14 protein-coding genes are annotated in these 17,598 nt (G+C 61.6%); 12 read left to right on the forward strand and 2 right to left on the reverse strand.

Annotation, left to right across the window (positions count from 1 at the left end):
• Positions 1-22 precede the first annotated feature (22 nt).
• The 6 genes from BM416_RS08480 (at position 23) to BM416_RS30340 (ending at position 6,413) form a co-directional block, all read left to right on the forward strand.
• Positions 23-772, forward strand: coding sequence for an SDR family NAD(P)-dependent oxidoreductase (locus tag BM416_RS08480; RefSeq protein WP_092487297.1), 750 nt, complete (start codon positions 23-25; stop codon positions 770-772).
• A gap of 13 nt (positions 773-785) precedes the next feature.
• Positions 786-1,085 (forward strand): hypothetical protein, encoded by a 300-nt coding sequence (locus BM416_RS08485; protein WP_092356256.1) that lies wholly within the window; start codon positions 786-788, stop codon positions 1,083-1,085.
• Positions 1,082-2,056, forward strand: coding sequence for a CobW family GTP-binding protein (locus tag BM416_RS08490; RefSeq protein WP_092487300.1), 975 nt, complete (start codon positions 1,082-1,084; stop codon positions 2,054-2,056). The genes BM416_RS08485 and BM416_RS08490 overlap by 4 nt, the downstream gene beginning before the upstream one ends.
• A complete protein-coding gene (locus BM416_RS08495) occupies positions 2,053-3,225 on the forward strand; it encodes an ABC transporter substrate-binding protein (protein WP_065938648.1) in 1,173 nt (390 codons plus the stop codon). The genes BM416_RS08490 and BM416_RS08495 overlap by 4 nt, the downstream gene beginning before the upstream one ends.
• Positions 3,226-3,438: 213 nt before the next feature.
• Complete coding sequence (locus tag BM416_RS08500) at positions 3,439-5,775, forward strand: putative bifunctional diguanylate cyclase/phosphodiesterase (protein ID WP_092487303.1); 2,337 nt, start codon at positions 3,439-3,441, stop codon at positions 5,773-5,775.
• A gap of 179 nt (positions 5,776-5,954) precedes the next feature.
• Positions 5,955-6,413 carry a hypothetical protein gene (locus BM416_RS30340; protein ID WP_139237737.1) on the forward strand — a complete coding sequence of 153 codons (459 nt, stop codon included), beginning with the start codon at positions 5,955-5,957 and terminating at the stop codon, positions 6,411-6,413.
• 334 nt (positions 6,414-6,747) lie between these two features.
• Here BM416_RS30340 and BM416_RS08505 read toward each other — a convergent pair whose 3' ends face one another.
• The gene (locus tag BM416_RS08505; protein ID WP_092487308.1) at positions 6,748-9,165 is read right to left on the reverse strand and encodes a glucose/quinate/shikimate family membrane-bound PQQ-dependent dehydrogenase; all 2,418 of its coding nucleotides are present in this window, start codon (positions 9,163-9,165) and stop codon (positions 6,748-6,750) included.
• 383 nt (positions 9,166-9,548) lie between these two features.
• A complete protein-coding gene (locus BM416_RS08510) occupies positions 9,549-11,567 on the reverse strand; it encodes a TonB-dependent receptor (RefSeq protein ID WP_092487311.1) in 2,019 nt (672 codons plus the stop codon).
• Positions 11,568-11,716: 149 nt separating this feature from the next.
• Between BM416_RS08510 and BM416_RS08515 the strand changes: the two genes are divergently transcribed.
• The 6 genes from BM416_RS08515 to BM416_RS08540 all read left to right on the forward strand — a co-directional run bounded on the left by BM416_RS08515 (position 11,717) and on the right by BM416_RS08540 (position 17,577).
• Positions 11,717-11,950 (forward strand): VF530 family protein, encoded by a 234-nt coding sequence (locus BM416_RS08515; protein ID WP_027604640.1) that lies wholly within the window; start codon positions 11,717-11,719, stop codon positions 11,948-11,950.
• A gap of 4 nt (positions 11,951-11,954) precedes the next feature.
• Positions 11,955-12,581 (forward strand): Pr6Pr family membrane protein, encoded by a 627-nt coding sequence (locus tag BM416_RS08520; RefSeq protein ID WP_092487313.1) that lies wholly within the window; start codon positions 11,955-11,957, stop codon positions 12,579-12,581.
• Positions 12,582-13,074: 493 nt separating this feature from the next.
• Entirely contained in the window at positions 13,075-13,584 is a 510-nt protein-coding gene (locus BM416_RS08525) for a fimbrial protein (RefSeq protein WP_092487316.1), read from the forward strand.
• Between the two features lie 51 nt (positions 13,585-13,635).
• Entirely contained in the window at positions 13,636-14,196 is a 561-nt protein-coding gene (locus BM416_RS08530; protein ID WP_092487319.1) for a fimbrial protein, read from the forward strand.
• A gap of 19 nt (positions 14,197-14,215) precedes the next feature.
• On the forward strand, positions 14,216-16,819 hold the full coding sequence (locus BM416_RS08535; protein WP_092487322.1) for an outer membrane usher protein: 2,604 nt from the start codon (positions 14,216-14,218) through the stop codon (positions 16,817-16,819).
• Positions 16,816-17,577, forward strand: coding sequence for a fimbria/pilus periplasmic chaperone (locus BM416_RS08540; protein WP_092487325.1), 762 nt, complete (start codon positions 16,816-16,818; stop codon positions 17,575-17,577). Before BM416_RS08535 ends, BM416_RS08540 begins: the two co-directional genes overlap by 4 nt.
• Positions 17,578-17,598 lie beyond the last annotated feature (21 nt).

The following is a 17,598-nucleotide window of genomic DNA, read 5'->3' on the forward strand; positions in this document are numbered from 1 at the left end:
GTTTGCTTCAGGAGATTTTCATATGCCTCAATTGAATAACCGCCGCGCCGTGATCACCGGTGCCGGCAGCGGCATCGGTGCCGCCATCGCCCGCGCCTACGCCGTTGAAGGCGCGCGCCTGTTACTGGCCGACCGCAACCCCGCCAGCCTCGCCGAAACCGCGATCGCCTGCCGCAATCTCGGCGCCGAAGTGGTCGAGTGCGTGGCCGATGTCGGCACGGTCGAAGGCGCCCAGGCCGGTGTCGACCGTTGCGTCGAACACTTCGGTGGCATCGATATCCTGGTCAACAATGCCGGGATGCTCACCCAGGCGCGTTGCGTCGACCTGTCCGTCGAGATGTGGAACGACATGCTGCGCGTCGACCTCACCAGTGTGTTCGTCGCCAGCCAACGCGCCTTGCCGCATATGTTGGCGCAGCGTTGGGGACGGATCATCAACGTGGCGTCGCAACTGGGCATCAAGGGCGGCGCCGAACTCACCCACTACGCGGCCGCCAAGGCCGGAGTCATCGGTTTTACCAAGTCCCTGGCCCTGGAAGTGGCCAAGGACAATGTGCTGGTCAACGCCATCGCTCCCGGTCCGATCGAGACGCCGTTAGTGGGGGGTATCAGTGCCGACTGGAAGCGCGCCAAGGCCGCTGAATTGCCCTTGGGACGCTTCGGCCTGGCGGATGAAGTGGCGCCCACCGCCGTGCTGTTGGCCAGCGAGCCGGGCGGCAACCTGTTCGTCGGCCAGACCCTGGGCCCGAACTCCGGCGATGTCATGCCATGAGCGGGGTTTAGCCATGTGCGGACTTTGCGGATTGCTCGGCGAAGACCTGCACTGGAGCGACCCCCTGGGCGATGAACTGCCCCGGCGCCGCGAACGCCTGCGCCGTATCGCTGCGATCAACCAGGTGCTGGCGGTGTTCCGGCTCAAGGTCGAAGACTTCCAGGGCGCGTCCTATCTGCTGGTGGGCGCCACCGGTAAACAGGCACTGGCGAGCGGCTTGGATCAACTGTGGCAGGCAGCTGAAACCATGCTCGGCCGGCCGCTGGATCCCCTTGATCCGCGTCTGCTCGATCACTTGGAGTCAGCGCCATGAGCATGCCCCTGAATGTCATCACCGGCTTTCTCGGCAGCGGCAAAACCACCTTGCTCCAGCGCCTGCTGCAAGGCGAAAGCCTGGGCGACACCGCGTTGCTGATCAACGAATTCGGCGATATCGGCATCGACCATCTGCTGGTGGAAGAAGTCGCGCCGGACACCGTGCTGCTGCCCAGCGGCTGCATTTGCTGCTCCATCCGTGGCGAGCTCAAGGACGCGTTGCTCGGCCTGTTGCAACGCCGCGAGCGTGGCGAAATTCCTGCGTTCAAACGGGTGATCCTCGAGACCACCGGCCTGGCCGACCCGGCCCCGATCCTCGCCACCTTGAACAACGACGTGCAACTGCGCGGGCGTTTTCATATCGGCCTGGTGGTGACGTTGGTCGACGCCAGCCACGCCGCGTTGCAGGAGCGCCTGCACCCGGAATGGCTGGCCCAGGTTGCGGCCGCAGACCGTTTGCTGCTGAGCAAGACTGATCTTGTGGATGACTGCGAACCGCTGCGTGCGCACCTGCAGGCGCTCAACGCCGGTACGCCGATCCTCGATACCCACGCCATCCACAGCGGCGACCAACTCTTGCTCGGCGAAGGCCTGCGCAGTGCCGAGCCCGCCCTGGAAGTCAGCCGCTGGCAATTGCACCAGACCACCAGCGCCACCCACGGTACGGCCCAGGTGTGCAGTATGACCTTCGACCGGCCGCTGGACTGGGTCGGCTTCGGGGTGTGGTTGTCGATGCTGTTAAGATGCCACGGCGAACGAATCCTTCGCGTCAAAGGACTGCTCAACGTGAACGCCAGTAACGCCCCCATCGTCATTCATGGCGTGCAGCATTGCCTGCATGCTCCGGTCCATCTGCCCGCCTGGCCAGGCACCGAGCGGCAATCGCGCCTGGTGTTTATCCTGCGCGGTCTCGACCCAGCGTTGCTGCGGCGTTCCTTTGAGGTGTTCTCACGGCGGTTCGCCGGATGATCACCTTACGGGTGCTCGGCACCTCGGTCACTTTGCTCGAATGCCTGCGCGTGCGCGCCGAACAGGAACTGGGGATTCGCCTGGTGTACCAGGTGCACGATGTGGAGCAGGCCCAGCGCATCGCGGTGATGCAGCCCGACAGCTATGACCTGTACGACCAATGGTTTCACAACGTCGACTTCGTGTGGCCGGCCCGGGCGATCCAGCCCATCGACACGCGGCGCATCGCGCTGTGGCACGAGATCAACGACCTGCCCAAGCGCGGCCGGCTGTCGCCCAACGACCGCCTGGGCAGCGGCAGCGTGCCCAGTGAGCGCCTGTTCGTGCAGCACGACGGCAGCCTCGGCAGCACCGTCACCGAGCGCATCAGCATGCTGCCCTTGACCCACAATGCCGACAGCTTCGCCTACCGCCCCGAGCGCCTGCCCGAGGGTTTTTGCCACGGTAACGAAAGCTGGGGCTGGCTGCTGGACCCGGCCTGGCGCGCCCGCACGGCGTTGCAGAGCGATGCCGCCATCGGCGCCCTGGATGCTGCGCTGGCGGTGCAGGGCGCGGGGCTGGCGCGCTTCAACGACATCGGCAATATGAGCATCGAAGAGATCGACGTGCTCGCCGATATTCTGGTGCGCAAGCAGAAGGAAGGGCATTTCGCCGCCTTCTGGTCCGATGATGAAGAGGCCGCGCAACTGATGCTCAGCCCGAGCATCGATATCCAGAGCCTGTGGTCGCCAACCCTGATGCGCCTGCACCGCGCCGGAGTGAAATACCGCCTGGCGGTCCCCCGCGAAGGCTATCGCGCCTGGTTCGGCGGCTTGTCATTGTCGCGCCATGCCCGGGGCCCGGTGCTGGATGCGGCCTACGCCTACCTCAATTGGTGGCTGTCCGGCTGGCCGGGGGCGGTGATGGCGCGCCAGGGTTACTACATCGGCAACCCGGCGCGCAGCCGTGATCACCTGAGCAGTGCCGAGTGGGATTACTGGTACGCCGGCAAGCCTGCGCGGGAGGAGCTGCTCGGCAGTGATGGGTTGCCGTTGATCGATATCGGCGAGGTGCGCGATGGCGGCTCCTATGAGCAGCGCATGGGGCATATCGCGGTGTGGAACTCGGTCATGGATGAGCACAACTACCTGGTGCGGCGTTGGGGGGACTTCATGCGCGCCCGCAGCTGATCGGCGGGTACGGTCAAGCGGTTGTCGCCAATAAAATGACAGTTAAATCCCCGGTTTTATTCGGTGCGCTTCTGCTCTGCCCCAGCTACTCTGCTAAAACAAAATTTCCAGTCTAAATGGATATTTTTTTGACGACGGGTCTGGGCGCAGGGACTGCACATGACTAAGGGACGCGGCGGCAGAGAGAGGCGAACGCTGCCAGAGGGCACTGCCATGACATGGCGCCATACCTTTCAAACCCGCATTGCCGGGGTGTTGGCGCTGTTGCTGCTGGTGGTGGTCGCCGCCACCTATTTCGCCGTCAAGAGCGCCACCCGCCGTGCCGTGGAGAACCAGGCACAAGTCCAACTGAAAACCGGAACCCAGGTATTCGAGCGTCTGCTGGACCTGCGCGGGCGGCGCCTGCAATACGGGCTCGACTGGCTCGCCGGCGATGGTCCGTTCAAGCAGGCCGTGGCCGGAGCCAAGCCCGCGCCGATCCTGGCGGCACTGCGTCGCCACGGCACCGGCATCCGTTCCAGCGAAGTGTTTGTGCTGGGCCTGGATGGCAAGGTCATGGTCAGCACACTCCCCATCCTCACCCGCGGCCAGCCGTTCCCCTATGACGCCGCCTTGCGTCATGCGCGGCGCAGTGGCCTGCAAATGCTGATCGTGGCCCTGGACGGGCGGCCCTACCTGCTGGTGCAGGATGAAGTGCGCGATCCGTTGCCCATCGCGCGCATCGTGATGGGCTTTGCCATGGACCAACTGTTCGCCTATGAACTGCGCTCCATGAGCAACCTGGAAGTGTCGTTTCTCAGTGTGCAGGACGGCACGCCCGGCCCGCTGTTCAGCACCCAGCCCGACGCGTACCGGGCCACCGCCCTCAGCCTGTTGCACGCCGCACCGTTCGACCCTGAGGCGCAGATCCATGTATTTCACGGTCAGCGCGTGCTCAGCCGAGTGCTGGCGTTGGCCAACACCGGCGACGGCGATGAAGTGCGCGTATTGCTGCAAAGCCCGCTGGACCATGCGCTGGAATCCTTCGCGCCGCTGGACCGGCAGTTTCTCGGAATTGCCCTGGCGGTGCTGCTGGTGTCGCTGGCCGGCGCGTTGTTCCTGGCGCGGCGGGTCTCGCGCCCGCTCAACGCCCTCGTGGAGGCGGCGGGGCGCATCGGCGCCGGTGATTACCGTACGCCGGTGCGGGTACGCAGCCACGATGAGTTCGGTTTGCTGGCCCGCGCCTTCAATGCCATGCAAAGCGGCATCGCCGTGCGCGAACGGCAACTGGCCCATAACGCCCTGCATGATCCGCTCACCGGCCTGCCCAACCGAGCCCTGGCCATGGAGCGCCTGGGCAGTGCGATCAGTGCTCGGCGGCCGGTGGTATTGCTGTACCTGGGCATCGAGAACTACCGGGTGATCAACGAAGGCTTCGGCCCGGAGGGGGTCGAGGACATGCTGCGCGAAGCCAGCCGCTGCCTGTCCATGAGCCTGCTGGCCAGCGACACGGCGGCGCGCATCACCGGCAGCGAATTTTTGCTGTTGCTGGAAAACACCGAGATCGACCGCGCCGTGGCCCGCGCCGACCGCCTCTACGCGCTGCTCACCGAGCCTCAGCGCATCGGCAATGATGAAGTGCGCCACGAAGTCAGCATCGGCATCGCCGCCTACCCCGCCGATGGCCAGCAGGTGGAAGAGTTGATCAGTCGCGCGGCGATCGCCCGCCACGATGCGGCGACGCTGCCGGGCTATCTGCAGATCTACCAGCAGGACCGCGACCTCGCCCACCAGCGCCAGATCACCCTGATCCGCGACCTGCGCCGGGCCGTCGTCGAAGGCGAGCTGTACCTGTGCTACCAGCCCAAGCTCGACCTCAAGCATGGCGAGGTGTGCCAGGCCGAAGCCCTGCTGCGCTGGCAGCATCCCACCCTGGGGCTGGTGTCGCCCGCCGAGTTCATCCCCCTGGCCGAGCGCACCGGCAGCATGGGCGGCCTGACCCTGTGGGTGATCGAAGAAGCCATCCGCCAGATCGGCGAGTGGTCGCAGCGCGGCATGCACATTCAATTGTCGGTGAACATCTCGGTGGATGACCTGGCCGATGACGACCTGGCGATCCGCGTCAGCACCTTGCTGATGCAGTACGGCGTGGCGGCCCGGCAGCTGATTTTCGAAATCACCGAAAGCGCGATCATGCACAACCCGCAGCAAGCCTTGAGCGTGCTGGAGCAACTGCGCGCCTGCGGCATCAGCCTATCGGTGGATGACTTCGGCACCGGCTATTCCTCCCTGGCGCAACTGCAGCGCTTGCCGGTGCAGGAGTTGAAGATCGACCAATCCTTCGTGCGCAACCTCGACAGCACCAGCGGCGACGGCGTGATCGTGCGTTCGACCATCGAAATGAGCCACAACCTGGGGCTCAAGGTGGTGGCCGAAGGTGTGGAATTCGAGCCCAGCCTCAAGCTGCTCAAGCAGTGGAACTGCGATACGGCCCAGGGCTACTTGATCAGCCGTCCGCTCAATGCCATGGCGTTCGAGCTGTGGATGCGGCGCGAGCGGCAGCCGCTTTAAGGCAACAGAAGGCGAGCAGGTGTGTAATATTTTTAACTCTAAAGCGTCCGTCAGTAATTGCGGATTGATATGAAGGGCTGTTATTTCTAACAGGTTATTTTGGTTTTTTTTATGCTTTTATGCGGTTGAGACTGTCGCCTTGGTTGAGCGAGTCAACGTCCTCTGCAGGAGTGTTTATTATGTCGACTTTTGATTATTCATCTCTCCGTAAAATCCCTGATGGAAATGAAAAAAACGTCAAGGGCTCCTTGAAGGGAACTATAAAAAACCTCGATGCCGAAAAAGAATTTCCGCTGGAAGCTCATTATTTTCATAGAACCAACCGTCATCCTATTATTACTATTGGCGGAAAAGATCCAGAACACGCTCATACCAGCGATTATTTTCTACAGATCATAATGGACGATCTTGAACCCGCCACCAGAATCTATGAAGTAGGCGAGCCAGGTTGGAAGGGGTGTATATATTATCGGGACATTATTGAGACGGAGTATTCTGCTGTCAGCGGTTGGCTTAAGCTAAATAACTTTCAGTCGATTAAGAGACTTGAAGGTGAACTTCATGTTTTTGCTAATCTTCATGGGACTGAGAACTATGAAATTCATGTGCATTTTAGCATTCAAGGGGTCAATTCTTAAGGTGACGCCGTCCCAGGAGGAATGATGATTGGAACGTCTGCTTTTTTGTGATCGGCCTGCCTGGCCGACCTGAATGTGCAAATAATCCTGGCCCGTAATGATCGCCTGCTTGGCGGCAATGCGTGGTGAGGTGATCGAAGAATACTGATCCCGGCAAGCAACATTGTTCCAGTGTGGGAGGGGGCTTGCCCTCGATGGCGGTGTGTCTGTGACACTTGTCTTGGCTGACCCCCTACAATCGGGGCAAGCCCCCTCCCACAGTGAACCCTGCTCCACCTATGAAAAAGGCGGCTACCTGTGAGGGTAGCCGCCTTTGTTTTGCCGTCAGTGTTGCTTAATCCGGCAGTTTGAACGCCATCACGTAGTCACCCTGCTTGGTCCCCAGGGAACCATGACCACCCGCCATGACCAGCACGTACTGCTTGCCGTCCTTGCCGGTATAGGTCATCGGGGTGGTTTGCGCGCCGGCGGGCAGGCGGCCTTCCCACAACTGCTTGCCGTTTTTCACGTCATAGGCCCGCAGGTACTGGTCGAGGGTACCGCTGAGGAAGGACACACCACCGGCGGTGGTGAAGGTGCCGCCCAGGCTAGGGACGCCCATGCTCAATGGGATCGGAACCGGCGAGCTGTCACGCACGGTACCGTTCTTGTGCATCCAGATAGTCTGGTGGGTGGTCAGGTCGACCGCGGCCACGTAACCCCACGCCGGTGCCTGGCACGGCAGGCCCAGGGGCGACAGCAGTGCTTCGAGGATCACGCCGTACGGCGCGCCTTTGTTCGGCTGCACGCCCTGGGTTTCGCTGACGCGCGGGCCTTGCTTGGCGATGTCGGCCGCCGGGATCAGCTTGGATTTGAACGCCATGTAGCTCGGGTTCACGAAGGCGATCTGGCGTACCGGGTCGACGGAAATGCCGCCCCAGTCGAACACGCCGAAGTTACCTGGGTAAACGATCGAACCTTGCAGCGATGGCGGGGTGAACGGACCGTCGTAGCGCATGGATTTGAAATCGATGCGGCACAGCATCTGGTCGAACGGCGTCACGCCCCACATGTCACGCTCCTTGAGGGGCGGTGGCATGAAGTTCAGCTCGGACTTCGGCTGGGTCGGGGAAGTACGGTCGCCCGCGACAGCGCCCTGGGGTACGGCCACTTCGTGGATCGGCACCACCGGCTGGCCGGTGGCACGGTCCAGCACGTAGATGCTGCCTTGCTTGGTCGACGCCATCACCGCCTGCTTCACGCCGGCTTCGGTCTTGATGTCGATCAGCGACGGCTGGCCGCCGACGTCCATGTCCCACAGGTCATGGTGAGTGAACTGGAAGGTCCACTTTACGTGGCCGCTGTCGATGTCCAGGGCGGTCAGGCCCGCAGCGTATTTCTCGGAATCGTCGGTACGGTCGCCGCCGTACTGGTCGGGCATCTGGTTGCCCATCGGCAGGTAGAGCATGCCGAGTTTTTCATCCACGGCGAACATGGACCACATGTTCGGCGAGTTGCGGGTGTAGGTCTTGCCTTCGGCCAACGGGGTGGTGTCGTCCGGGTTGCCGCTGTCCCAGTTCCACACCAGCTTGCCGGTGTGTACGTCGAACGCGCGGATCACGCCGCTGGGCTCGTCGGTGGAGACGTTATCGGTGACGTGGCCACCAATCACCACCAGGTTTTTGGTCACGGCCGGTGGCGAAGTGGAGTAGTAACCGCCTGGGGCGAAGCTGCCGATGTTGGCACGCAGGTCGACCTGGCCTTTGTCACCGAAGTCTTCGCACATCTTGCCGGTGTCGGCGTTCAGGGCGATCAGGCGGGTGTCGGCGGTCGGTACGAAGATGCGTTTCGGGCAGGCATTCGGCGCGGCAGCCGGGCTGGCGCTGCCGGTCGGGCTCTGCTCGGAAGCGTAGGCGGCGTCATCGTGATACGACACGCCACGGCAGGTCATGTGTGCCCAACCCTTGAAGTTCTCGGCGCCCTGGCTGCTGATCTTCGGATCGAAACGCCAGATTTCCTTGCCGGTGTCCGGGTCCAGCGCGATCACCTGGCTGTGCGGCGTGCACACGTAGAGCATGCCGTTGACCTTCAACGGGGTGTTTTCCGCGGTGGTCTCGCCTGGATCGTTCGGGCCGGGGATGTCGCCGGTGCGATAGGTCCATGCCGGTACCAGCTTGTGCGCGTTTTCCGGAGTGATCTGCGCCAACGGCGAGTAACGATCACCGTAGGCCGAGCGGCCGTAGGAGTTCCAGTCGCCATCCGCCTGGGACGGTGCAGCGCTGGCCATGCCCGGTACCGCGTCGCGGTCCAGTTGGCCGCTCTTGACCATTTCACCGGGGTTGGTGAATTGGCTGGCCAGGGCGGTTGCACCGGCCAGCACCACGGCCACGCTCAGCGCGCCAGTGCCCAGCGGGGCAGGTTGGCCGCGCAGCAACGGACGGCGAAACCACGGAAGCAGCATGACGATGCCCAGAGCGAACAGCAGCGCCAGGCGCGGCACCAGCTGCCACCAATCCAGGCCGACTTCCCACAGGGCCCATACGGTGCTGGCGAACAGCACCAGCGCGTACAACCCGAGCGCGGCGCGGCGGGTGGCCAGCAGCAGCAGGCCGGTCAGGGTGATGCCGATACCGGCCAGCAGGTAGTACAGCGACCCGCCGAGCAGGCTCAGCTTGACGCCGCCGGCCAGCAAGGCCAGGCCCATGATCAGCAGCAAGATCCCCAGCAGCCTGGGCAGCAGGCGGCTTGGGCTCGAAGCACCATCAGTGCTCATAGTGTGTTTCTCCGTGACGTTGGAATAATTGTGTAACCCCGTGCTTCATTCACTGTAGATGACGATTCGGCGCAGGCTTGGTTCAGCGTTAATTCGGTTTTTCCGGGGAAAGCGGGGGTTATCCACAGGCAGGTGATTTATCCCCAGGCGCAGGTCGATGTAAGACAGCGCTGTCTTGGCGGGCAGGAATAATCAGCAAGATAGGATCGACCGGGGGAGTGAAACGTTTCAGTTTATTGCCGACAAGGATAAAGCGCGGACGCGCCGAGAGAAAGCGCAAATCGCAAGATGCATCATTTCCGATTTGGTAACAGTGACAGATCGTCGCTGCCCAATCAGGGTGGGAGGGGGCAAGCCCCTCCCACAGGGGCATTTCAGTGTGTTTAGAAGGTGGTGCGGATGCCCAATTGCACGCTGCGCCCCGGTGCCGGCGCGATATCGCGCAGGATCGAGCTGGCATAACGCACGGTCTGGTTGGTCAGGTTTTCACCGTTCACAAACGCCAGCCATTGGCTGCCGCCGACATTGAAGCGATAGCCCGCGCTCGCGCCCAGGGTGGTGTAGCCATCGGTACCGCTCTCGTTATCCGGCACACGCCCTTGCCCGGCCGCGTGCTCGACGTCGATGCGCGCCTGCCAGCGATCCAGTTCCCACAGCAGGCCGCTGTTCAAACGCAGCGGCGCGATGCGTGGCAAGGCTTCGCCGGTGTCCAGGTTGGTGGCGCGGGTGTAGTCGCCTGACAGCTCCAGCGCGAACTTACCGTAGGCGCCTTCACCGAGCTTCCAATGATCCTGGGCCTCGAAGCCGGTGAAACGTGCGCGCACACCGGAGTATTCGTACTCGGGGATGCCGCCAGCGTCTTCTTCGCCTTCGTCGTTCAGCGTACGACCGGTGCCCAGCAAACCGATGTAATTGGAGAAGTGGCTGTAGAACACGCCGAAGCTGCCCTTGTGGGTGTCGGTGTCAAAGCGCAGGGCCAGGTCGCTGGACACGGCTTTCTCTTTCTTCAGGTTGGCATCGCCCAACTCATAGGTGCCGGTGGCAACGTGGGCACCGTTGGCGTACAGCTCGTAGAAGGTCGGTGCGCGCTCGGTGTAGCCCAGGGTTGCGGCCACGGACCAGATCGGCGTGAGGGTATACACCGCGCCCGACGACAGGCTGCCGGCGGTGAAGTGGTTGCTCCTGTCGGCGCCGGCGAAGCGTTCGTTGCCCTTGGCGTCGGGGTCGATGCGGGTGTGTTCCAGGCGCCCGCCGAGGCTGAGTTTCAGGCGGTCGGTGGCCTGCATTTCTTCGAGGATAAACAGCGCGCCGGCGTTGGTGTCGGTCTGCGGCACGAAGGCCTCTTCACCGAGGGCCGAGAATTCGTTGCGGGTGACCTGCGCACCGACCACGCCGTCGAACGGGCCGATAGGTTGGTGCCGCGCTTCGACGCGGGCCTCGTAGCCCTTGTTCTTGAAGATCGTGCCGGTCTCGCCGCCTTCGATCTCGCGGTGCTCGTAGTCGGTGTAGCCTGCGTCGACTTTCACCGACGTAAACGGACCTTGCAGGTTGCGGATTTCGGAGGCAAACGCGTAGTGATCCTGCTGCATGCGGATGCGTACAGCCTGTTCGGCGGGGGAGCCATAGTTGCTGTCGTAGTTGCTGTAGGACAGCCCGGCGTAACCGTCGTCCCAGGTGTAGGAGCCGCCTACCGCGCCGCCGTCCTGGCGTCCGTCGCTGTTGCCCAGGCGGCCGTTCTTGCCGGGTGCGTCGTCGCTGTCCGGGGCGTGGCGGCTGCGGGCCTGGCCGGGGATTTTCAGGTCGTTGAATTCCCGCGCGTTGGCATCCAGGTGCAAGGCGAAGGTGCCATTGCCGGCTTCCAGCTTGCCCGCACTGCTGCGTGTGGTGTCGGCGCCGCCGTAGCGCAGTTCACCGGCGCCGTGGATGCCCTCGATGGCTTCGGTTGGGATGCGGTTGTCGAAGGTATTGACCACGCCACCGATGGCGCTGCCGCCATACAACAGCGCTGCCGGGCCGCGTACGATTTCGATGCGTTCGACATTCACCGGGTCCAGCGGCACCGCGTGGTCGTAGGACAGTGACGAGGCATCCAGCGCGCCCACGCCATTGCGCAGGATGCGAATGCGGTCGCCGTCCTGGCCCCGGATGATCGGCCGGCTGGCGCCCGGGCCAAAGTACGAAGACGAAACGCCCGGCTGCTTGTTCAGGGTTTCGCCGAGGCTGCCTTTTTGTTGCAGGGTCAGCTCATCGCCCTCCAGCACGGTGGTCGGCGAGGCGAGTTGCTCGCTGCCCAGCGGGTTGCCGGTGATGACTTGGGGTTGCAGCTCCAGGGCGTGGGCTTCCGAGCTGATCAACAGGGCGGCGGCGAGCGGCGACAAGCGCCACAGGGAGGAGAGGGACATCGGACATTCCTTGGCAAAACGACGAAAAGATTTGAGATGTATAGTTACAATATAACATCTCTTTTTTGCCGGGAGCGGGAACTTTTTTTACCTGCCAGGGCGGAGTGATAAGGTGTACGCCTTCGTGAGCACTTTTTCATAGGCCCGGCATGACCGCGACAAACAACGACCCCCTCCACGGCGTGACCCTGCAACACGTCCTCACCACCCTGGTGGAACACTACGAATGGGCAGGCCTGGCCGAACGCATTGATATCCGTTGCTTCAAGAGCGACCCGAGCATCAAGTCGAGCCTGACGTTCCTGCGCAAGACCCCATGGGCGCGGGAGAAGGTCGAAGGCTTGTACGTCAAGCTGATGCGCACCAAACGCCCGCTGGATTGACCTCATGAAGCGGTATGTGGCGGCAGCGGCGCTGGCCGGTTGGGTGGGCCTGGCGATTCAGCAATACCTGATTTTCTATTCGCGCTGGGAGTCCGGCGCCAGCCTGCTCGGCGGGCTGATCAACTTCTTCAGTTTCTTCACGGTGCTGACCAATACCCTGGCAGCGGTGGTGCTGAGCTATGCGTGGGTGAAGCGCGATTCTGCAGCCAGGCGGTTTTTCCTCGCCCCCGGTGTCAGCAGCGGCATCGCCGTCAGCATCGTGGTGGTCGGCTTGGCCTACAGCCTGTTGCTGCGGCATCTGTGGCAGCCCGAAGGTTTTCAATGGATCGCCGATGAACTGCTGCACGACGTGATGCCGCTGCTGTTCGTGCTGTACTGGTGGCGCTGCGTGCCCAAGGGCCGGTTGCGCTTCAAGCACATTGGCCTGTGGGTCATCTACCCGCTGGTGTACTTCGGCTATGTGCTGCTGCGTGGGGATTTGCTCGGGCAGTACCAGTACCCGTTCATCGATGTCGGCACCCTGGGTTATCCACAAGTGTTTGTGAACGCCGGGGAAATTCTGCTGGGGTTCGTGCTGGTTGCCCTGGCGGCGGTCGGCCTGGACAGGACCTTGAAGTCACCCCGAATTTAACCTGTACAGACATCTCTGGGCAGGGAGCAACTCCCTTCTTCCAGGCGTTAAGCCTCGTCATTCCTCCCGCTGCGCACCGTCCATGGTTTTCCATTGAACGGTGTTTCGCCACGTCGCGCACTTATCAACACGTTAGTTGATGAACTCCAGTAAATGTTGTTATTTTTCGTTGAGTGTAATCCCTCTCTTACAGTGATATCTGAAGACAAGCTTTTGTAACTAAGGCTGATGTAGTCCAATTCTTACGGATAATTTTAAAGTTTTGGCAATTTGCCATGCTTTTCCTATGTATTTAAGTAATGCAAGGCTACGTAATTAGAAGAACTGGCCGACTTATGTTCTTGGAAATCGGTCGGGATAATCGCCTGGCTTCAAATTAGCTGGTTTGCAATACAAGTAATTGGAATAAATCTAGGAATTCTGTGCGCCACGGCGGCGGGATTACTTAAACGACGTTTATTACTAATGTGGGCATCTATAAATGAAAGCTAAAATGAAAACCGCGCTGTTCTCTATCGGGCTGTTGGTGGGGTCGATGTCCGTTGCCCAAGCGGCGGACGGAACTGTCACGTTCTTGGGGTCGGTCCATTCGGGTGCCTGCTCTATCAAGCCTGATTCGGTCGATCAGACCATTCCCCTTGGCGCCATCGCAAAACATCAATTGCAAGCGGGCGGGAAGTCCGAGCCGCGTCGCCTGCTGATTGAACTTGAGGGCTGCGACCTGGCGGGTCTCACCGATAACACCGTAACCACCACCTTCACCGGAGCGCCATCGAGCGTTGTGCCGGGTGCGCTGGGTACCGTCGGGAGCGCGGGCAACGTGGGCATCATGATGACCCATGGCAGCAAACCCGTTGAATTGGGCGTGGCTACCTCGCCGCAAGTGATTGCCGCCGGTGACAACACGCTGGAGTTCGGGGCCTATGTACAAGGCGCTGCCACGGGCGACATCGTGCCGGGCGACTTCAGCGCGGTGACCAACTTCACCTTGGCTTATCAGTAAGCGTTTTCCCCCGCCACCCAGCGTGGCGGGGGGAGGCTGGTGGAGGCACAGGTGAAAACATTCATAAGTCTCGCTATCTCCTCTTCCTTGGCGATGTTTATCAGCCCTGGGGTGGTTGCCCAGGAGCCTGCTCAAGGTGATGGGCTTGTCACGCTGGGAGGAGAGGTCGTCGACTCGGCCTGCGGGCTGGAGTTGGTCAGCGTCGATCAAACCATCGATATGGACCCCGAACCCATTGGCCGGTTCTTGCGGCGCGCCAGGGGCCAGGACCAGTCCTTCCAGTTGCGCCTGGTCAATTGCACCTTGAGTCGTACCGATCCGTCCCGTCCAGGGGTGACGTTGCCTGACTGGCAGCACCTTCGGGTGACGTTTGACGGCCCCACCGACAGAGGCGGTCGTTCTTTTGCGGTCTTTGGTGGCTCCCAAGGCGTCGCGCTCAATATTGAGGATTCTGCTGGCCAACTAAGTGTTCCGGGTCAGCCGATGACTCCACATCCGTTAACGGAAGGCGACATGACGCTGCACTACACGCTTCATTTTGTCGGTAACGGATTGCCCATTGTGGCCGGCGCCCACCGTACTGCCGTGCGGTTCAAGTTGGAATATTTTTGAACGTTGACGGATTGCTTGCATGTTAAATACAGCGAAGGTCAAAAATACGCTGCGCCCAAGCCTTTTTGGCGGGTTGATATCATTGGCAGGCACTGCATGGGCTGCTGGGGATATTGAGTTCAATACTGATGTTCTTGATCTGAGTGATCGCACTAATATTGACTTGTCTCAGTTTGCCCGCAGTGGGTTTATTCTGCCGGGCACCTATTCGATGGTGGTGCAGATTAATGCCCAGCCTATTGCTGAACAGTCGGTGGCTTTCTATCCCCCCGATAATGATCCTAAGGGCAGCCAGGCGTGTTTGTCGGCGGATCTCGTCGGCCAGTTGGGCCTCAAGGCCTCGGACGCTGCCGAACGCAAGTGGTGGAAAAACGGCGAGTGCCTGGATACCGAAAGTTTGCCTGGCATGGAGGTCAGTGGCGACCTGGCCACCTCCACACTGAACATCAACCTGCCTCAGGCCTACCTCGAGTACAGCGCCATCCATTGGGATCCGCCGTCCCGTTGGGATGAGGGTGTGCCGGGGCTGCTGGTTGACTACAACATGACGGCGCAGTCCAGCTATCAAAAGAATGACGGCACCCGCAACAACCTCAGCGGTAACGGAACCCTTGGCGCCAATGCCGGGGCCTGGCGCCTGAGGGCAGACTGGCAGGGGCGGATCGAGAAAGGCGTGGACGGAGCCCCCAGGGATCAACCGCAGCTGGAGTGGAGTCGCTACTACGCCTATCGCGCAGTGCCTGCACTGAAGGCACGCTTGACGGTCGGAGAGGACTACCTGTACTCGGACATCTTCGACAGCTTTCGTTTTACCGGCGCGTCGCTGATCTCGGATCAAAGCCAACTGCCACCCAACCTGCGTGGCTACGCCCCGGAAGTCGTCGGGGTCGCCAAGACCAACGCAAGAATCATCATCAGCCAGAAGGGCCGCGTGCTGTATGAAACGCTGGTCGCCGCCGGCCCTTATCGCATCCAGGACCTCAGCGACGCCGTGAGTGGCGCGCTGGATGTGCGGGTCGAGGAGCAGGATGGTTCGGTTCAGACCTTCCAGATCGATACGGCAGGCGTTCCCTACCTGACGCGTCCTGGGCACGTTCGATACAAGCTGGCGTCCGGGCGCCCGTCCGATCTTCAGTACGGCGCCAACGGCAGCGTTTTCGGTACCGGCGAATTCTCCTGGGGGATCAGCAATGGCTGGTCGCTGTTTGGCGGTGGGATAACGGATAACAACTACCGCGCATTGTCTGTCGGGGTCGGTCGCGACCTGCTGGCGTTCGGCGCCGTATCGCTGGATGCCACCCAGTCCCACGCCAGTGTGTGGAACCAGACACTCTCGGGCAAATCCTACCGTCTGCAATACTCCAAGCACTTCGAGCAGTACGACAGCCAGGTCACGTTTGCCGGTTACCGGTTTTCCGAGAAAAACTACTTGAGCATGAGCGAATACCTGGACGCCCGTCATTACGGGTTGAACGGTGAGCGCGGCGGGATCGAGCGCGGTGAATACATCGAGGGCTGGAAGCCGATTGGCGACAGCAAGGCCCTGTATACGGTGACGCTCAACAAGCAGTTTCGTGACCTTGGGGCGACCGTCTACGCCAGCTACAACAAACAGACTTACTGGGGGCGCCCGGACACTCAGCGCTGGAGCCTGTCGATGTCGCGCTACTTCAATGTGGGAACCGTCAGGAACATGAGCCTGTCCCTGAACATGTTTCGCACCCAGGAGTATGCCTACAAGGATAACGGGATGGCGCTGACGGTCAGCCTGCCGTTGGGGCGCAGCGGCACCCTGTCGCTGGACGCCAACAGGACCTCGGGTAAAGAGAGTTTCTCGACGCGCTACAGCGATCGCCTCGATGAGCGCAACAGCTACCAGCTCAATGCAAGCGACCGCTCCGCCAGCGGCTACCTGAGTCATATCGGCGACCAGGCCGACATCGATCTCAGCGCCAGTACCCAGGAAGGCAATGGCAGGACCCTCAGTGCATCCATTCGCGGCGGTGGCACGCTCACGCCCTACGGTGCGGCGCTGCACCGAACCAATGGCACCGGTGGCACCCGCCTTATGCTCGACACCGGGGGGGTGCCCGATGTGCCTGTGCGTGGTTACGGCACATCGACCCGCACCAACGCGTTCGGCAAGGCAGTGATTTCCGATATCAGCAGCTACCAGCGTACGGCCGCCAGTGTCGACCTGGAGAACCTGCCGAGCAACGTTGAAGCCACTCAATCGGTGACCCAACTGACCCTTACCGAAGGGGCCATTGGTTATCGATCCCTGGACGTGATTGCCGGTGAGAAGGCCATGGCTGTCCTGCGCCTGCCGGATGGCAGCGCACCGCCCTTCGGCGCGACGGTGAAGAACACAAAACAGCAGGACACCGGGATTGTGAACGACGGTGGCGCTGTTTACCTGAGCGGTATTCAGGCCGGTGAGCAAATGATCGTCAGTTGGGGCGGCATCGAACGCTGCCTGCTCACGCTGCCCGTCGCGCTGCCCGCAGACAGCTTGACCGATGCCTTGCAATTGCGCTGCCAGAGCGTAGCCACTGATCAATCCTCACCCGAGCCAGCAGCGCTGACCGGGAAGCGTACCGATACGGAGAACAACGCCTCATGATGCTCAATACGCACCCCACACGCCTGGTCTTCGCACTGCTGGCTCTAGGCCTGACCCAGAGCGCCGGCGCCGCGGTTGGCCTGGACCGAACCCGGGTGATTTTTGACGGTGGCAAGGAGGCGACCAGCGTGAATATCACCAATAACAACACCCAACTGCCGTACCTGGCCCAAGGCTGGATCGAGGACGAGGAGGGCAACAAGATCACCTCGCCCTTGATCGTGCTGCCGCCGGTTCAACGCTTGGAGCCCGGCAAGCAAAGCCAGGTGAAAGTGCAGGCGTTGCCGGCGGCCAAGTCGTTGCCGCAGGATCGCGAGACGGTCTACTACTTCAACCTGCGGGAGATTCCACCGCGCAGCGACAAATCCAACACCCTGCAAATCGCGCTGCAGACCCGGATTAAATTGTTCTACCGACCGCAGGCCATCGCTCCCAGTCAGCAAGACCTGTCCAACCCCTGGCAGGAAAAGCTGACCCTGACCCGCCAGGGCGACCGTTACCAGGTGAACAACCCTACGCCTTACTACGTGTCTCTGGTGGATGCTCGCAGCAGCAGAGACGGCAAGACCGTGCCGGGTTTCGAGCCCGTGATGATCCCGCCTAAAGGCGCGCAAACCCTCGGGCCGACGGCCAAGGCGCTGGGCAATTCACCCTACCTGGCCTACGTGAATGACTACGGCGGGCGTCCATTACTGGCGTTCACCTGCACGGGCGAAACATGCAAGGTGAACTTGCAAGTCTCGACGCCTAATGAGTAGCGGCCTGCAGCGGGAGAGCGT

The sequence above is a fragment of the Pseudomonas sp. NFACC42-2 genome (genome assembly GCF_900116055.1).
Taxonomy (GTDB): Bacteria; Pseudomonadota; Gammaproteobacteria; order Pseudomonadales; family Pseudomonadaceae; genus Aquipseudomonas; species Aquipseudomonas marginalis.

Excerpts from the sequence above, each read along its gene's own strand:
- BM416_RS08480 (WP_092487297.1), top strand. The coding sequence starts at position 23 with ATGCCTCAATTGAATAACCGCCGCGCCGTGATCACCGGTGCCGGCAGC.
- BM416_RS08485 (WP_092356256.1), top strand. The coding sequence starts at position 786 with ATGTGCGGACTTTGCGGATTGCTCGGCGAAGACCTGCACTGGAGCGAC.
- BM416_RS08490 (WP_092487300.1), top strand. The coding sequence starts at position 1,082 with ATGAGCATGCCCCTGAATGTCATCACCGGCTTTCTCGGCAGCGGCAAA.
- BM416_RS08495 (WP_065938648.1), top strand. The coding sequence starts at position 2,053 with ATGATCACCTTACGGGTGCTCGGCACCTCGGTCACTTTGCTCGAATGC.
- BM416_RS08500 (WP_092487303.1), top strand. The coding sequence starts at position 3,439 with ATGACATGGCGCCATACCTTTCAAACCCGCATTGCCGGGGTGTTGGCG.
- BM416_RS30340 (WP_139237737.1), top strand. The coding sequence starts at position 5,955 with ATGTCGACTTTTGATTATTCATCTCTCCGTAAAATCCCTGATGGAAAT.
- BM416_RS08505 (WP_092487308.1), bottom strand. The coding sequence starts at position 9,165 with ATGAGCACTGATGGTGCTTCGAGCCCAAGCCGCCTGCTGCCCAGGCTG.
- BM416_RS08510 (WP_092487311.1), bottom strand. The coding sequence starts at position 11,567 with ATGTCCCTCTCCTCCCTGTGGCGCTTGTCGCCGCTCGCCGCCGCCCTG.
- BM416_RS08515 (WP_027604640.1), top strand. The coding sequence starts at position 11,717 with ATGACCGCGACAAACAACGACCCCCTCCACGGCGTGACCCTGCAACAC.
- BM416_RS08520 (WP_092487313.1), top strand. The coding sequence starts at position 11,955 with ATGAAGCGGTATGTGGCGGCAGCGGCGCTGGCCGGTTGGGTGGGCCTG.
- BM416_RS08525 (WP_092487316.1), top strand. The coding sequence starts at position 13,075 with ATGAAAACCGCGCTGTTCTCTATCGGGCTGTTGGTGGGGTCGATGTCC.
- BM416_RS08535 (WP_092487322.1), top strand. The coding sequence starts at position 14,216 with ATGTTAAATACAGCGAAGGTCAAAAATACGCTGCGCCCAAGCCTTTTT.
- BM416_RS08540 (WP_092487325.1), top strand. The coding sequence starts at position 16,816 with ATGATGCTCAATACGCACCCCACACGCCTGGTCTTCGCACTGCTGGCT.